The 14742-nt window shown below is 35.5% G+C and carries 18 protein-coding genes; all 18 read right to left on the reverse strand.

The window, feature by feature from the left end; genetic code table 11:
* Positions 1-54: 54 nt before the first annotated feature.
* The 18 genes from lhaT to spoIVA all read right to left on the reverse strand — a co-directional run bounded on the left by lhaT (position 55) and on the right by spoIVA (position 14643).
* Positions 55-651, reverse strand: coding sequence for a lipoprotein heptaprenylglyceryl N-acetyltransferase LhaT (gene lhaT / locus MT489_RS04240; RefSeq protein WP_244680241.1), 597 nt, complete (start codon positions 649-651; stop codon positions 55-57).
* Positions 652-713: 62 nt separating this feature from the next.
* Positions 714-1481 (reverse strand): menaquinol-cytochrome c reductase cytochrome b/c subunit, encoded by a 768-nt coding sequence (locus tag MT489_RS04245; protein WP_244680242.1) that lies wholly within the window; start codon positions 1479-1481, stop codon positions 714-716.
* Positions 1482-1511: 30 nt separating this feature from the next.
* Positions 1512-2186, reverse strand: coding sequence for a menaquinol-cytochrome c reductase cytochrome b subunit (gene qcrB / locus MT489_RS04250; protein ID WP_244680243.1), 675 nt, complete (start codon positions 2184-2186; stop codon positions 1512-1514).
* 14 nt (positions 2187-2200) lie between these two features.
* Positions 2201-2713, reverse strand: a complete 513-nt coding sequence (locus tag MT489_RS04255) for a QcrA and Rieske domain-containing protein (RefSeq protein ID WP_244680244.1) — start codon at positions 2711-2713, stop codon at positions 2201-2203.
* 144 nt (positions 2714-2857) lie between these two features.
* Positions 2858-3319 carry a YpiF family protein gene (locus MT489_RS04260; RefSeq protein WP_244680245.1) on the reverse strand — a complete coding sequence of 154 codons (462 nt, stop codon included), beginning with the start codon at positions 3317-3319 and terminating at the stop codon, positions 2858-2860.
* A 119-nt stretch (positions 3320-3438) separates the two neighbouring features.
* Entirely contained in the window at positions 3439-3984 is a 546-nt protein-coding gene (locus MT489_RS04265) for a ReoY family proteolytic degradation factor (protein ID WP_244680246.1), read from the reverse strand.
* A gap of 29 nt (positions 3985-4013) precedes the next feature.
* On the reverse strand, positions 4014-5276 hold the full coding sequence (locus tag MT489_RS04270) for a tetratricopeptide repeat protein (RefSeq protein ID WP_244680247.1): 1263 nt from the start codon (positions 5274-5276) through the stop codon (positions 4014-4016).
* A 106-nt stretch (positions 5277-5382) separates the two neighbouring features.
* Complete coding sequence (locus MT489_RS04275; protein ID WP_244680248.1) at positions 5383-6267, reverse strand: hypothetical protein; 885 nt, start codon at positions 6265-6267, stop codon at positions 5383-5385.
* Between the two features lie 71 nt (positions 6268-6338).
* Positions 6339-7442, reverse strand: coding sequence for a 3-dehydroquinate synthase (gene aroB, locus MT489_RS04280; RefSeq protein WP_244680249.1), 1104 nt, complete (start codon positions 7440-7442; stop codon positions 6339-6341).
* Between the two features lie 11 nt (positions 7443-7453).
* Complete coding sequence (locus MT489_RS04285; protein ID WP_244680250.1) at positions 7454-8233, reverse strand: CheR family methyltransferase; 780 nt, start codon at positions 8231-8233, stop codon at positions 7454-7456.
* 110 nt (positions 8234-8343) lie between these two features.
* Positions 8344-8790, reverse strand: coding sequence for a nucleoside-diphosphate kinase (gene ndk, locus MT489_RS04290; RefSeq protein ID WP_244680251.1), 447 nt, complete (start codon positions 8788-8790; stop codon positions 8344-8346).
* Between the two features lie 195 nt (positions 8791-8985).
* Positions 8986-9948: a heptaprenyl diphosphate synthase component II gene (gene hepT, locus MT489_RS04295; protein WP_244680252.1), complete on the reverse strand. Its 963-nt coding sequence runs from the start codon at positions 9946-9948 to the stop codon at positions 8986-8988.
* Positions 9949-9967: 19 nt separating this feature from the next.
* Complete coding sequence (locus MT489_RS04300) at positions 9968-10672, reverse strand: demethylmenaquinone methyltransferase (RefSeq protein ID WP_244680253.1); 705 nt, start codon at positions 10670-10672, stop codon at positions 9968-9970.
* A 5-nt stretch (positions 10673-10677) separates the two neighbouring features.
* Positions 10678-11457, reverse strand: a complete 780-nt coding sequence (locus tag MT489_RS04305) for a heptaprenyl diphosphate synthase component 1 (protein ID WP_244680254.1) — start codon at positions 11455-11457, stop codon at positions 10678-10680.
* 120 nt (positions 11458-11577) lie between these two features.
* Positions 11578-11811: a trp RNA-binding attenuation protein MtrB gene (gene mtrB / locus MT489_RS04310; protein ID WP_244680255.1), complete on the reverse strand. Its 234-nt coding sequence runs from the start codon at positions 11809-11811 to the stop codon at positions 11578-11580.
* Between the two features lie 22 nt (positions 11812-11833).
* A complete protein-coding gene (gene folE, locus MT489_RS04315) occupies positions 11834-12400 on the reverse strand; it encodes a GTP cyclohydrolase I FolE (RefSeq protein ID WP_244680256.1) in 567 nt (188 codons plus the stop codon).
* A 131-nt stretch (positions 12401-12531) separates the two neighbouring features.
* Entirely contained in the window at positions 12532-12804 is a 273-nt protein-coding gene (locus tag MT489_RS04320; RefSeq protein ID WP_213110187.1) for an HU family DNA-binding protein, read from the reverse strand.
* A gap of 360 nt (positions 12805-13164) precedes the next feature.
* Positions 13165-14643, reverse strand: coding sequence for a stage IV sporulation protein A (gene spoIVA, locus MT489_RS04325; protein ID WP_244680257.1), 1479 nt, complete (start codon positions 14641-14643; stop codon positions 13165-13167).
* Positions 14644-14742: the final 99 nt, after the last annotated feature.

The following is a 14742-nucleotide window of genomic DNA, read 5'->3' on the forward strand; positions in this document are numbered from 1 at the left end:
TAAAATGTATGTGAGATAGGACAAGAATAGACCTACCAATTTCATATTTCTAGGTCAATATAACTGGAGTTGATTTCCATGTTTAAATCTTCGCGCATAATACATTGCAATTGCTATACCAATAACACTTAGCCAAAAAGTAAAGTATCCTATTTCTTTAATATAAATCTCTAGACCTGGATATTTAGGATATTGCATAAATACATAATCTATTACATCATTGTGCAAGGTCCAAGCTGCAGCAACAAGAACATGCCATAATTTCATTTTATAAAATGGGGCATATAAAATGCCTTGAATCGCCATAGCTGCATGTGAGCCTATCAACATATATCCTTGCCAGCCTATGTCGCCAATGACTGCAAGTGATAAGAAATTCATTACAACAGCCCAAATACCATATTTAAATAATGTAATGATCGCTAATGCTTCAAATAGTGGCCAATTTGTTCTTAACAAAAATGCCGCAACCACAAACACGAAAAATAAACTTGCTGTTGGACTATCAGGTACAAATGGAATAAAAATGGTAGGAGTCACGACTAATTGGCTCTCATACCAATAATAGCCGTATAAAGTTCCTACTATATTAATGAATAGCAAAAGCAATAAAAACCGGCGGTCCGCCAAATATGTATAGATTAAACTCATCGCACTCTGCCTTCCGTATAATGTGGAAAAAGCCGGCAAATTGCCGGCTTGAGTAGAATTTATTATTTTTTTGCAACGTCTGCAACATAGTCTGCAAGCTTATCCAATTCTTCATCTGTACCTTTGAAAATACCTGCAGGCATATTTTTGAAACCATTGCGGGCGATATCTTTAACTTCATCAGCTGTATGTCCGGAACCTACTAAAGCAGGACCTACTCCGGATTTACCTTCAAGATTTTCACCGTGACAACCTATACAGCTCGCTTGATAGATTTGATATCCTTCTGCTTCTTTATCAACTTCAACTGTTTTAGTTATTTTACCTTGTTGTTCTGCAGCTGCCCAATCGTGCATATCAACAGCTTGCCAAGTTAAATAGAAAATTGCTGCAAATGCAAGAAGCATAAAGCCTGTTGCAAATGGACGCTTAGATGGACGACGCTCAGGGCCACGATCAATAAAAGGTGCGAGCATTAATCCACCGAATGCAAGTCCAGGAATAACAACTGTTCCAAGAATATTATAAGGTCCAGAAGCATATGTGTATTTCAATAATTGATATAAGAATAAGAAATACCAATCTGGTAATGGAATATATCCAGTATCAGTAGGATCCGCAATACGTTCAAGCGGACTTGGATGTGCGACAGTTAAACATAAAAAACCAATTAAGAAAACAGCACCGACAAGCCATTCTTTTAAAAGAAAGTCAGGCCAAAATGCTTCTGTTTTTCCGGGATATTCGGAATAATCTTTTGGAATATTCGGTTTGCGTTCAGCGGAAACGCGTGAATCGCCGACGAATTTCATTCCTTTTCCACGATGCATTGTGTCCCCTCCTTCATGAGTAAACTAATTTTACAACGGTCCAGAAATTCCTTGTCTCCGGATCATAACAAAGTGAGCACCCATTAATGCCAACAATGCGGCTGGCAAGAAGAATACATGGATTGCAAAGAAACGAGTTAATGTTTGTGCTCCTACAATCGTCGGATCCCCAGCTATTAATGTTTTCGCATAAACACCAATGAGCGGAACAGATTCAACAATTTCAAGTGTAACTTTTGTTGCAAATAATGCTTTCATATCCCAAGGAAGTAGATAACCAGTTAGCCCTAGAGCGAGCATGACAAAAAAGATAAGTACCCCAACAATCCAGTTAAGCTCACGAGGCTTCTTATATGCTCCTTGGAAGAACACACGAAGTGTATGTAAAAACATCATAACGATTACTAGACTCGCACCCCAATGGTGCATACCACGGACAATTTGTCCGAAAGCAACTTGATTTTGCAGATAATATACGGATTCCCAAGCGTTTTTAATATCAGGTACATAATACATCGTTAAAAACATACCCGAAAGTATTTGGATAACAGTAATAAAAAATGTTAATCCGCCAAAACAGTATACAAACGCTGAAAAGTGATGAGCAGGGTTAACATGCTCAGGCACTTCATGGTCTGCAATGTCTCTCCATATAGGAGTAATATCCATACGCTCGTCAATCCAGTCGTACATTTTGTTAAGCAAGATTTAAACCTCCTTTACTTCCTTACGAATGGATTTGTTCCAGGTGAACCTAACATTAAAAAGCCGTCTTTTTCTTGCGTTGGATAAGCATCCAATGGTCCCCTTGGCGGAGTACCTGGTACGTTTTCGCCATTCTTATGATATAGACCCATATGGCAAGGACAAAAGAACATATCTGGATGTTTTTCGCTTCCTTCCCAAGCTACTGTACAGCCTAAATGTTTACAAACTGGTGATAAAGCTACAATCTCTCCATCATCGTTTTTGTATACCCAAGCTGTTTGTGTTACTTCAGAAGTGTACCATGCATCTTGTTGTTCGTATTTAAAATCGACGCGGACTGGATCTGCTGTAATATCAGCAATTTTCTTATCCGTCATTTTAAATTCACCAGCTGCATGAGCCTTCAAAACAGGATCTACAGCAAAACGAAGCATTGGCATCAACATTCCAGCAGCCATAAACCCACCTACTCCAGTGAGTGTGTAGCTTAAAAATTGACGTCTTGTTACAGGATTTTTGCTCATCCTTTTCCCCCCTCTGTCAGTAAGGTAAGTCCATCGGACAATTTATGCACATTATACAAACTAGGACATAATTATGATATATCAATAACTCGCCTTGGTCAATAATATTGAAAGCTAAACATTGTCAACTATGTGGCGAATTAGTTAATCATTTCTTGCTTGCCATGCCTGGACAATATCATCAATCAAAGATTTAAGCTGCTTTTCCATAATACTATGTTTATATTGATCATCCATATGTTCGAGTGGAATTGATGGAATATAAATTAAGGTTCCCTTACAATCATCCTTAATTGACTGCCACTTAGGGTCTGAAGTTAAGTAAAACACATAAGAAAATCCCACTTCTTCGGCATTCTTTGCCCAAGCTCCAAGTTCTTCCATCTCTTCTTTAGGCTCCTTCATATATGTAAAAGGAGGCAATATTAGAGTTCTTCCCTTAAACTGCCTTTCTAAATGCAAGCTTAAAAGTTGAATAAATTCACCTTGTTCTGCTGCACGTTTAATACCTTCACCGAGAGCAACTGGCATCAATGGAATAACAGCTGTATCAATATATTCTCTCTCCGTGCTGAAAATTTGGACATCCTTTGAGTTCCAATTCAAAATGTACACCTCTTTAACTAATATGTTCTATTTCGTATTCTATCATTCATCTTTAAAAAACGTATAAAAAATGACTTTTTAAACAGAAAAAATCCTCCCTTATCTTAGTGTGGGAGGAATTAAGTTTTGCGTAATTCATTTAATTGCTTTGCTAGTTTAGTAAAGGCTTCATTATCTCTTTTTTCAAGTGCTTGATCAATCGCCTTTAACAATTTGTCTTCATGAAACATTTTAATGCTTTCTTCTAATAATTTCTCTGCATACATTTTATCTTTTTCATTTAAATACACTTTATTCTTTACAAACGGATTTTCCTCTAGAACAGCTGCATACTGATGAGATAAATTTGATGACCTAAAATTAATTTGTATATATATATCCTCATCACGGTTAAGTCTAATATCATGAAAAGATTTTTCTGCATCGGTGGTCATAATATTTTCTTTATAAAATCTGAATGGAACTTCTCTCGTACAATGTGTAGACATTATTAGGCCTCTAGGACAACATTGGGCATCTTCTACAAAATGCACCTTCTCCATAAGTTGATCGTGACTCATTAAATAGTTGAGTATCCATACTGATTCCCTTCTTTTTAATTGATAACGATTTAGAAACCAGCGAATAAACTCTTTTTTCTCGTTGACAGAAACAGGGGTTGCCATTGTATTTCCCTCCTCTGCAAAATAATCATTCAATATTCTTCAAGTCTTTCTAATAAAGATACCCATTCCACATTAGCAGGATCTTTCTCAACAAGCATTTTAAAAATATCTGATGCTGCCCTTCCATTTCCTTCTTCCATTAAGAAATATCCATAATCAACTAAAAAGTCTTGATTATTTTTAAAATCATTATATGCTAGCTCATATTCATTTAATGCCTCTTGATATTGCTCTAAGTGTTGAAAACTAATTGCCGCATCCCAATGAAATTGAGGATCAGCGTCTCCTCCCTCAAAAAACATTTCTGTAATTTCCAAAACAGCTTCGTAACGTTCTTGACGAATTAAAAGCCTATTTAAAGAAATGGCTGCCTCGGTATATTCCGGGTCTAAAACTAACGCTTGTCTGAAAAATTGTTCCGCGTTATTTTCTTGCCCTATTTTTAGGGCAAGTTTACCTGCAAAAAAATGTAAATCTTTATTATATTCGTCTTCCTTTAGCCCCGCCTCAGCTATCTCTAGTGCCTCGTCCATTTTTTCTTCATGTTCAAGACTACGCGCCAAATATAAGTATAAAGAATGATAATGTGGGTCTATTTCTAGTAATTCTTTAAAAGCTTTAATTGCCACGTTGTATTGACTTGATTGATAAGCAGTTAATCCGTAAGCAAATAATTGATCAATATCCTTTTTATTTTTAAGTGACTTCTTATAATATGTCAAAGCTTCTTCAAATGCTCCACCAGCACTTAAAGCCTCTGCCATCCTACTATTTATGTCTATTCCTTCAATTTCTTTATCATTACCCTGAAGTAAAAAACTAAAAGATCTCGCAGCTTCAAGAAATCGGCCTTGAGTCATATAAAGTTCTCCAAGAGCATAGTCAATAACTGGTTCATTAGGTATAAGCTCTTTAGCTTTAAGCAATTTATTTTCACTTACTTCAAATAAACCTTGCATCTCGTATAAATCAGCTTCGACGAGTAATGCAGCAGGGTAATTAGGATCATCTTTTGATATGGTTTCTAAATATTGAAATGCATCATCATCTTGTCCCATTTCAACCAAAAGCTCGGCCAGATTTAATTTTAATTCTCCTTCATCAGGGTAAATATGGAGTAAAATTTCAAATAATTCCCTTGCTTCTTCTAAAAATCCGTACTGTGTCAAACTTAATGCGAGCATGTACTTTTCATCATCTGTACCACTAATCTTAACTTTCTTAAATTGTTTTTCCGCTTTCGAAAGATTTTGTTCTTCGATGTACTTAATCATTAGTTCAGCGTTGTTCATTACCAAAATCCTTTCTTTTGTAACTAACTTTATTTCCTAGACCAATGAGAACAAAAGATAAAAGGTCATAGACAATACATCATTTCTGATAATATTAACCATATCTTCAAACAAATAAAGATGTTTTGTTTATTCTAATCTCATCACCATATCCAGGCCTAAATATTGAACTTCCATCAATACTTACAAATTTACCTTTTTGAACACAGATAGAAGGGTTACTTTGATAGTCAGTTTCTTTATAGCTGCCCTCAACATTAGATTTTAAATATAGATTATAACTTATTTCGCCGCCCACTTTCAAAATCCCTTTTTTAGGGTACAAACCTATTTTTTTAATTATTTCCGTGCTTAGCGGTTGCTCTAGTTGCAGTGGTTGAGAGAGATGAGGAATTTTTTCATTTAGAAGAATACTACTCCATTTTTTCATTAGCAATTTTTGTCGAAAAGCCTTCACGGATGTAGGGAAAGTAGGAATAAAAATGGGGTTATATGGAAAAGACGCATCTTTGATCCATCCCCATGGAATACTTTCCAGTTCTTTGATACGGCTTATTTCTACGAATATAATTGGTATTTTTTCAGTCTTACATTTAATAATGAGCGAAGTGTTTAACATGCTCGCTGGAACTGTAACTCCAAGTAAAAAATCAATAGGGCTGTTAAGAAGCGTCTTTCGTCTAAGTTTAAGCATCTTTTCAAAATCGTTAAGACGAGAGATTCGGAAATTAGTAATAATTGTTCCGCATCCTTTCTTAACAAAATGATCGGAAAAATACACTTTAAAGTCTTTAAATGGTAGATCGGGTGTATCTGGAGCAAAATATATAAAAGAAGGCATAATGATAAAAGAACGAGCATCCATTTTAATTAATGAATGGTTTAAGCTTTTTGATCCAAAATAACGAATTTCCTGATTTCTAACTAGCATCGATACCTTCATCCATTGCCCGTCTTCTAATGATAATGCGTTTTCAATAATATAGTTCATAGTTTCCTACCTTTCAAAATCCTTTTAAACCAATCTATGTAAAAAAGGTAGGAAACATGAAATATTTCTTTTTAATTATATATTTTCTCTAATTTAGTAGATGAGAGAAAGGCTGAAAAGACCTTTTCCAATCTTTCCTTATCAAGTTCTTTTACAATAGGAGTGCCGATTTTTTCTAAAAGCACAAATCTAGGTTGATTAGAGTATGATTTTTTATCTCTTGTCATACTAGCAAAGGCATTGTCAAACTCAAATCTCTCTGGAATTTCTAGACTATATCCAAGATTTTTAACGAATAACTCGAATTCAGTAATATTAAATTCTAAATTTATCATTTCCTTACTTAGATACAAGGCATAAACCATACCAGTCATAACCGCTTCTCCATGGGATACTTTTCCATAACCTGCAGAAGACTCTATGACATGGCCTAACGTATGGCCAAAATTTAAGAATGCACGCACTCCGGTTTCTCTTTCGTCTTGAGAAACGATATTAGCCTTTATTTCAATCCCTCTTTGTAAAATATAATTAAGATGTTCATCTTTAATTGAACGTAAATCTGTTACATTAGACATTATAAATTCAAGTAATGAAGCATCAGCAATTAATGCATGTTTTACAGCTTCTGCAAAACCAGAACGGATTTCTTTTTCGGGTAAAGTTTTAAGAAATTCTGTGTAATAAATGACCGCTTCTGGTTGATGAAATGAACCAATCATATTCTTTCCGAGTGGATGATTTATGCCTGTTTTTCCTCCAACAGCACTATCATGTGCTAATATTGTAGTAGGAACTTGAATGAAGGGAATTCCTCTCATATAAGTCGCAGAAACGAATCCTGCCAAATCACCAACCGCTCCTCCACCAAAAGCTATAATACACGATTTACGGTCCAGACCTTTTTCTAAAGCAAATGACAAACTTGCTTCGTATATTGAGAATTGTTTTGCGTTTTCTCCAGAAGGAACAATGTATGAATAAGTCTCAGTCTTATACGATTGTGGAATAGCTGTTATTAATTCCCCTAAATGCATCTCACCGACAGTTTCATCTGTAATAATAAGAAGTTTAGTATAGCGTGTTGACTCCAAATGTGTTGTCAAGGAATGCAAACAATCGTTTCCTATATATACAGAATAAGATTTTGATGATGTTTGAATATCGATTTTCAATAGTTTTCCCCCTATGATTTGACTTTACGATAAAAAAAAGTGTCCTCGACTTCTAAATCATACTTCCCTGGATTAAATATTTGCTCTGTACTCCCTACAAATAGGACTCCATCATCGGCTAAAGATTTTGAGAATTTTTTATACAGATTATCTTTTGCTTCTTCTGTAAAATAGATTAATACATTTCTGCAAATGATTAAATCAAAATCTTTGTAAAATGCATCCCCTAACAAATTTAATTTTCGAAAATCGACCGTCTTTTTTATGACATCGTCTATTATATAAGAGTTGCCTTCCTTTTTAAAAAATTTAGTTAACATGGTAGAGGGAATTTCCGCAAGCGATCGTTCAGAATAAATCCCTGCTTTTGCAGCAGCCAGTGCTTGCTCATCAATATCAGTCGCCAATATAGAAATATGTTCCATTGATATATATTTTGATAATATCATTGAAATTGTATAAGGTTCCTCGCCTGTAGAAGATGCAGCGCTCCATATTTTCAGTTTCTTTTTATTCGACATTAATCGCGGTAAGATTTTATTTTCCAATACTTCCCACCGAGCTCTATTACGAAAAAATTCAGTAACATTAATAGTCATTTTATCCAGAAAATCGTTCATATTTTGAGGTTCTGATAAAATACCTGCATAGAAATCTTTAAAAGAAGAATATCCTTTTTTTTGATAGAGAGATGTAAGCCTTCTTTTCATTTGTGCTTCTTTATATAAGGATAGGTCTATCCCCGTTTTTTGTTTGATTTGTAAAATAAAATGATGATAATCCTGATCCATGAACCCCCCACTACTTTCTCTATATACTCATAATGATTATACCGTATTTATGTAAATTAATTAAGATAGAAAGACCACCTAGGATTGATCCCGGTGGCCTTTAATATATGTTAATATATCCAGCTGTTGATTAGCTTAGAATATTCTTCAAGCTCTTCTTCCTTAAAAAACAAAGATACTTCTCTTTCAGCACTTTCAGTTGAATCAGAACCGTGAATGATGTTTTTCCCTACTGTTAAGCCAAAATCTCCACGAATCGTTCCTTGTACAGCATCTTTCGGATTTGTTGAACCCATCATTTGACGCGCTGTATGTATAACATTTTCACCTTGCCAAACCATTGCAAAAACTGGTCCAGATGTGATGAATTCGACTAAATCACCGAAAAATGGACGCTCTTTATGTTCTCCATAATGTTGTTCGGCAAGTTCTTTCGAAATGGTCATTAATTTTGCACCAACAAGTTGGAAGCCTTTCTTTTCGAAGCGTGACACGATTTCGCCAATTAATCCTCTTTGTACACCATCTGGTTTTACCATTAGAAAAGTCTTTTCCATAGTTATCACTCCTGCAATTATCTCGGGAAAAAGTTCGAAATCCCATGAAAATAATACCATTGTTCTCCAACGATAGCAAATTGACAAGCAATTAATCATCATGTTTCTTCAATTAGATGAGAGAATACATAGAAATTTACTTTCTACTTAAATGTGCTATTGATAAAAATTATAGTGTTTCATTCTTGATTTCATTTAATACTTCCGTTTTCCGATGTAAAGAGCAATATCGCGAAGGATTTTCTTTGCTTTTATAGGTGGTAAATCGTCTAAAACGTTTATTGCTTTTTTTAGATACATTCTGCTCACTGAGTATGCTTGTTCAATTGCGCCTGAATTTTTAATAACTGAAATAATGTCAATCATATCTTCTTTTGAAGTGTGCTCGTTAACTTTCAATATACTAGGTCTTAGCTTTTCATTTCTTAAGGCATATAGGACTGGTAATGTAATGTTTCCTTGCCTTAAATCCTCTCCTGCTGGTTTACCTAGTTCTTTTTCCGATCCGGTAAAATCTAGTATATCGTCAATTATTTGATATGACATGCCAACAAAGTAACCGAATTTATATAATTTTCGGTGGGTCCTCTCATCAGCACCAGCAGATACTGCCCCAAGTTCGCAACTTACTGCGATAAGTAATGCGGTTTTGCGTTTAATTCGCCTTAAATAATCTTTTATATTTTGATTAAAACGATATTTATCTTTTATCTGGTCAATTTCGCCCATACAAACTTCTATAATCGCATTGGATAGAATTTGATGTGCCAATGCGTTTTGAATATTAGTCATGTATTCAAGTGAACGTGCCAAAATATAGTCGCCTGTGTACATAGCAATACGATCATTCCATAAATGATTAATTGTTGGTTGGCCCCTTCTAAGCTGTGCGTCATCAATTACATCATCATGGACAAGAGAAGCCATATGTATGAGTTCTAAGGCAACGGCAGTATTTTTAATTGTATGTATATTATAACTACCAAATTTGGCTGATAGTAGGACAAAAACAGGACGGATTCTCTTTCCCCCTGCTTTAAGTAGCTGAACTGACGCATTTCGAAGTAGCTCCATATCAGATTGGATTGCTAATTCCATCTCTTTTTCGATAATATCGAAGTCAGCTTTTAAGGTCGAATTTAGTAATGTTAGTTTCATTTCTTTTTCCACCTAGGCTTTATTTCTTTTTCTTTCCAATATGAGCTGCTGCAACACCACCGTTAAAAGATTTGTAAATTACATCAACAAATCCTGCTCTCCAGAACATTTGCGCTAATTGTTCCATTCCTGGAAAATCCCGGGCTGATTCTTGAAGCCATGAATATTCTTTAAAACTTTTAGCAAAAATTTTTCCGAATAACGGCATGACATAGCGGAAATATAAATAATAAATTTGTTTATAAACGGGGATAGTTGGTTGAGAAGTTTCCAGGCAAACAGCCATTCCACCTGGTTTCAAAACTCTATTCATTTCTTTTAAGACTTGCATGTAATCAGGAACATTACGCAATCCGAAACCTATTGTGACGTAGTCAAATGAATTATCTTCAAATGGAAGCTCCATTGCGTTTCCTTGAACCAACTCTATTTGATGTAACTGCTCACTTTCCTGTTTTTGTTTTGCAACTTGCAACATATTTTTACTAAAGTCTAAACCAATAACTTTACCATCACTTCCGACGGCATGTGCAAGCGCTAAGGTCCAATCTCCAGTGCCACAACATAAATCAAGAGCATGTGCACCTTTAGGGACATTCATCTTTTTCATCGTATCTTTCCGCCACTTTAAATGTTGTTGAAAGCTGATAATCGAATTCATTTTATCATAATTATCATGTATCTTTTCAAATACACTATGTACACGTTCCTCTTTTGATTGCATCTTTTTCAACAACCTCCGTTTAAAGTGTCAGACAATTCATTGATACGCAAATGAACGATTGAAGGAAGAACATTTAAGTCCTTCATCATGCAATCAAGCTTATCTCTGGATTCATTCAAAATATCCGTTAACATTTTTTTCTCCTCTTCTAAGGAAAGCTCTTTACTGTTCCGGATATGAATATTTTTTATTCCGTCCAAAAAAAATGAGAATTTCCCATTAACTAACCATTTCAATTCCTTCCCTACTCTTTTTAAAAATAGAAATTCAGAGAAGAACTCAATATATTTGATAGGTATTTGAAAATGGTGACAAAATTGTTCCAAAAGTCCCGACTCTATTTTTTTTACACTTTGAAGATAAGAATTTAAATTTTCACCCTTAAATTGGATGAGATTTATTTTATGTTCATTTATCGTTTTAATTGCTGAAGCAATAGATTTTATCAATTCTATATTTCGATATTCAGATAAAAGATTATAATACAATCCACTATAATAATCTCCGGCCAATACTTTTAACTGACGCGCCTTCATTGAGATATTTCGATTTGATACATTTTCATGTGTTTCTAAGGCCAAGTTGGCTAGCATAGTAGCTATTATGTATACTTCACGTTCTTCAGAAGATAAATTGGAATCACGTAAAGAGTATGCCATGAGATGGATTTGATCTACATCGAGCTCAGGCGGTTCAATATGTTTATATAAAAATTGATGAGAGCATATTTGCTGCAACTTTCTTCTTATTGAATCCACTTGCTGTTCAAAATTACAGACCGCCATAACAAAATCCTCGTTTCTATTACAAATAAATATCATGGATTACATACAAGTTTAATTATAACATATAGAATTACTGAATGGCGATTTTGAGGGATTCTAGGGTGTAAGTTTTCATATTATCTATCTTTTATGTTCACTCTCTATTTCACCAAATGAAGTCATAATTTCTGCATTCCCTCTAATTTTGATAGCTGAAGTATGTTCGGTAAACTGAGCAACCATCACTTCGCCGGCATCTAACTTTTCTGCATGATGAAATCTAGTATCCGAACCTCTTGTTAAACCAATAACGTTAACGCCATCTTCTAGTGCTTTAATGATTATAAAATCAGATTGTCCCCGACCGTTGCTCATTTCATCACCTCATGAAAAAGTTTCAATTTTTTATCAAGGAAAGTACTTCTGCTCGTGCTTGACCATCTGTGGCTAGAATGCCTCTAACTGCAGATGTTACTGTTTTGGAACCTGGCTTTTTAATACCCCTCATTGTCATACACATATGCTCTGCTTCTAAGATTACCATTACACCCTGTGGTTCGAGTTTTTTCATCATAACATCTGCAATTGTGGATGTGATTCTTTCTTGAAGTTGTGGTCGAGATGCTACCGTTTCAACAGCTCGTGCAAGTTTACTTAAACCCGCCACCTTTCCGTTTTGTGGGATATATGCCACATGAGCTTTACCAAAGAAAGGCACTAAATGGTGTTCACACATAGAAAAAAACGGGATATCTTTAACAAGTACAAGTTCCTCGTGATCTTCTCCAAAAATTGTTTCAAAATACTCCTCAGGATTTTTTCCTAATCCAGAAAAAACTTCTTCATACATTTTGGCTACGCGCTTTGGAGTATCAATTAACCCCTCCCTATTTGGGTCTTCTCCAATCGCCTCTAGTATCATTCTAACCGCTTCTTCTATTTGCGAGCGATTTACCTCTATCATTCTTCTTCCTCCTACTTAAGTGCACCAAGACATGTTTTGTATTCCCATAGTAGCATAAATAATAAAAGAAATAAAAAGGAACCGCCGTTGTTTTCGGCAGTTCCTTTTGTTACGCTAAAGAATGTATGTAATTATTTAACAGCATCTTTAAGCGCTTTACCTGGTTTGAACGCTGGAACTTTACTTGCAGCGATTTCGATTTCTTGACCAGTTTGAGGATTGCGTCCTTTACGAGCAGCACGCTCACGCACTTCAAAGTTACCAAAACCGATTAAAGCTACTTTATCACCGTTAGCCAAAGCATTTTGGATGGATTGGAAAACAGCATCAACAGCTTTAGTAGCATCCTTTTTAGAAAGCTCAGCCGTTTCAGCAACAGAATTAATTAGTTCAGTTTTGTTCATACCATTCACCTCCTCCCAAAAAAGAGAGATCTTGTCTTGTTCCGCAAGTGCTATTACATTTGTGAACAATTTTTAAGATTTCTAAACATGGAAATGTTAGAATCTGTATAAAATTACTGGTAAATAAGGGATTTATCAGCAATTCTGTTTAAAAGATTATCATATTAATTTTATGTTAGCAAGAATAAAAGGCTTAAAAAATGGAAAAGATGCCGAATATCGTCGCATTCAGCATCTTTTTATAACTATAAAGTACATTTCCACTCCAAGAGCGCTGTTTTCGCATTTTCAAAGACTTCTGCTACCTTTTGCCCTCTCTAGATCTTTCCCCTTCAATTTACGAGGTAACAAAGCCATTTATTAAAGAATTATTGCTATTAACCCGCCAGAACCTTCGTTGATAATTCTTTCTAATGTTTCTTTTAATTTATATCGTGCATTTTCTGGCATCATCGCAATTTTAGCCTGAATGCCTTCCCTTACTAATGAACTTAAGCTTCTGCCAAATATATCTGAATTCCAGATTGACAATGGATCATCTTCAAAATCTTGCATGAGGTAGCGTACAAGCTCTTCGCTTTGTTTTTCTGTTCCAATAATCGGAGCAAATTCAGATTCAACATCTACCTTAATCATATGAATGGATGGGGCCATCGCTTTTAATCTTACGCCAAAGCGAGCACCTTGCCTAATGATTTCTGGCTCATCAAGACTCATATCTGCTAAAGAAGGTGCTGCAATTCCATAGCCTGTTTGTCTTACCATTGCAAGAGCATCAGCTACTACATCGTATTCCCTTTTGGCATCTGCGAAATCTTGCATTAGTTCCAATAGATGGTCCTTGCCCCGTACCTCAACTCCAACAACTTCCTTGAGAACATTATCATATAGATCATCTGGAGCAAATAAATCAATTTCCGCGATTCCTTGCCCCATATCGACACCTGCAAGTCCTGCATTTTCAATAAAGTCAAATTCATAGAACTGTTGTACAACTCTATCTACATCTCTTAGTCTCTTAATATCTTTAACTGTTTCTTTCACAGCTTCTTGATAGTTTGTACGTAGCCAATGATTTTCTTTCAACACCATAACCCAGCTAGGGAGATTTACATTAACCTCAAGTACAGGGAATTCATATAGAGCTTCACGAAGGACGCTCATTACGTCCGCTTCACGCATGCTCTCAACTGACATTGCTAGAACAGGTATGTCGTATTTCGCTTCAAGCTGTTTTCGTAAGCTCTCAGTTTCTGCATGATGTGGTCTTGAGGAGTTAATGACCATAATAAATGGTTTCCCTACTTCTTTTAATTCTTCTATTACACGTTCTTCCGCATCTACATAGTCTGAACGTGGTATTTCTCCAATTGTACCATCTGTAGTTACTACCACACCAAGTACGGAGTGCTCTTGGATTACCTTTCGTGTACCAATTTCCGCTGCTTCATGAAAGGAAATTGGTTCTTCATACCATGGTGTATGGATCATTCTTGGACCATTTTCATCTTCATATCCCTTTGCACCTGGTACTGTGTATCCCACGCAATCAACGAGCCTTACATTGACTTCTAGTCCTTCCTCAACTTGGACGGCTACAGCCTGATTTGGTACAAATTTCGGTTCAGTCGTCATGATCGTTCTTCCAGCTGCGCTTTGAGGCAATTCATCTTGCGCACGCGATCTATCTGCTTCGTTCTTGATGTTTGGTAATACTGCTAGTTCCATAAACTTTTTAATAAATGTGGATTTACCTGTTCGAACAGCTCCAACTACGCCCAAATAAATATCTCCGCCTGTTCTTTCTGCAATATCTTTGAAAATATCCACCTTTTCCAAGAGGTTCCCTCCTATCATTGAGTTCAAGGGACAATACACCCTATAAACGATTGGACAATAGATGTTTATGATGTTGTCCGATTCTTATATGACCATATT

Source organism: Lederbergia wuyishanensis (assembly GCF_022900255.1).
In the GTDB taxonomy this organism is placed as follows: domain Bacteria; phylum Bacillota; class Bacilli; order Bacillales; family Bacillaceae_C; genus Lederbergia; species Lederbergia wuyishanensis.

Bases quoted from the DNA above. Each gene is read 5' to 3' on its own strand.
- lhaT (WP_244680241.1), bottom strand. From the start codon at position 651: ATGAGTTTAATCTATACATATTTGGCGGACCGCCGGTTTTTATTGCTT.
- MT489_RS04245 (WP_244680242.1), bottom strand. From the start codon at position 1,481: ATGCATCGTGGAAAAGGAATGAAATTCGTCGGCGATTCACGCGTTTCC.
- MT489_RS04255 (WP_244680244.1), bottom strand. From the start codon at position 2,713: ATGAGCAAAAATCCTGTAACAAGACGTCAATTTTTAAGCTACACACTC.
- MT489_RS04265 (WP_244680246.1), bottom strand. From the start codon at position 3,984: ATGGCAACCCCTGTTTCTGTCAACGAGAAAAAAGAGTTTATTCGCTGG.
- MT489_RS04270 (WP_244680247.1), bottom strand. From the start codon at position 5,276: ATGAACAACGCTGAACTAATGATTAAGTACATCGAAGAACAAAATCTT.
- MT489_RS04275 (WP_244680248.1), bottom strand. From the start codon at position 6,267: ATGAACTATATTATTGAAAACGCATTATCATTAGAAGACGGGCAATGG.
- MT489_RS04285 (WP_244680250.1), bottom strand. From the start codon at position 8,233: ATGGATCAGGATTATCATCATTTTATTTTACAAATCAAACAAAAAACG.
- ndk (WP_244680251.1), bottom strand. From the start codon at position 8,790: ATGGAAAAGACTTTTCTAATGGTAAAACCAGATGGTGTACAAAGAGGA.
- hepT (WP_244680252.1), bottom strand. From the start codon at position 9,948: ATGAAACTAACATTACTAAATTCGACCTTAAAAGCTGACTTCGATATT.
- MT489_RS04300 (WP_244680253.1), bottom strand. From the start codon at position 10,672: ATGCAATCAAAAGAGGAACGTGTACATAGTGTATTTGAAAAGATACAT.
- MT489_RS04305 (WP_244680254.1), bottom strand. From the start codon at position 11,457: ATGGCGGTCTGTAATTTTGAACAGCAAGTGGATTCAATAAGAAGAAAG.
- mtrB (WP_244680255.1), bottom strand. From the start codon at position 11,811: ATGAGCAACGGTCGGGGACAATCTGATTTTATAATCATTAAAGCACTA.
- folE (WP_244680256.1), bottom strand. From the start codon at position 12,400: ATGATAGAGGTAAATCGCTCGCAAATAGAAGAAGCGGTTAGAATGATA.
- MT489_RS04320 (WP_213110187.1), bottom strand. From the start codon at position 12,804: ATGAACAAAACTGAACTAATTAATTCTGTTGCTGAAACGGCTGAGCTT.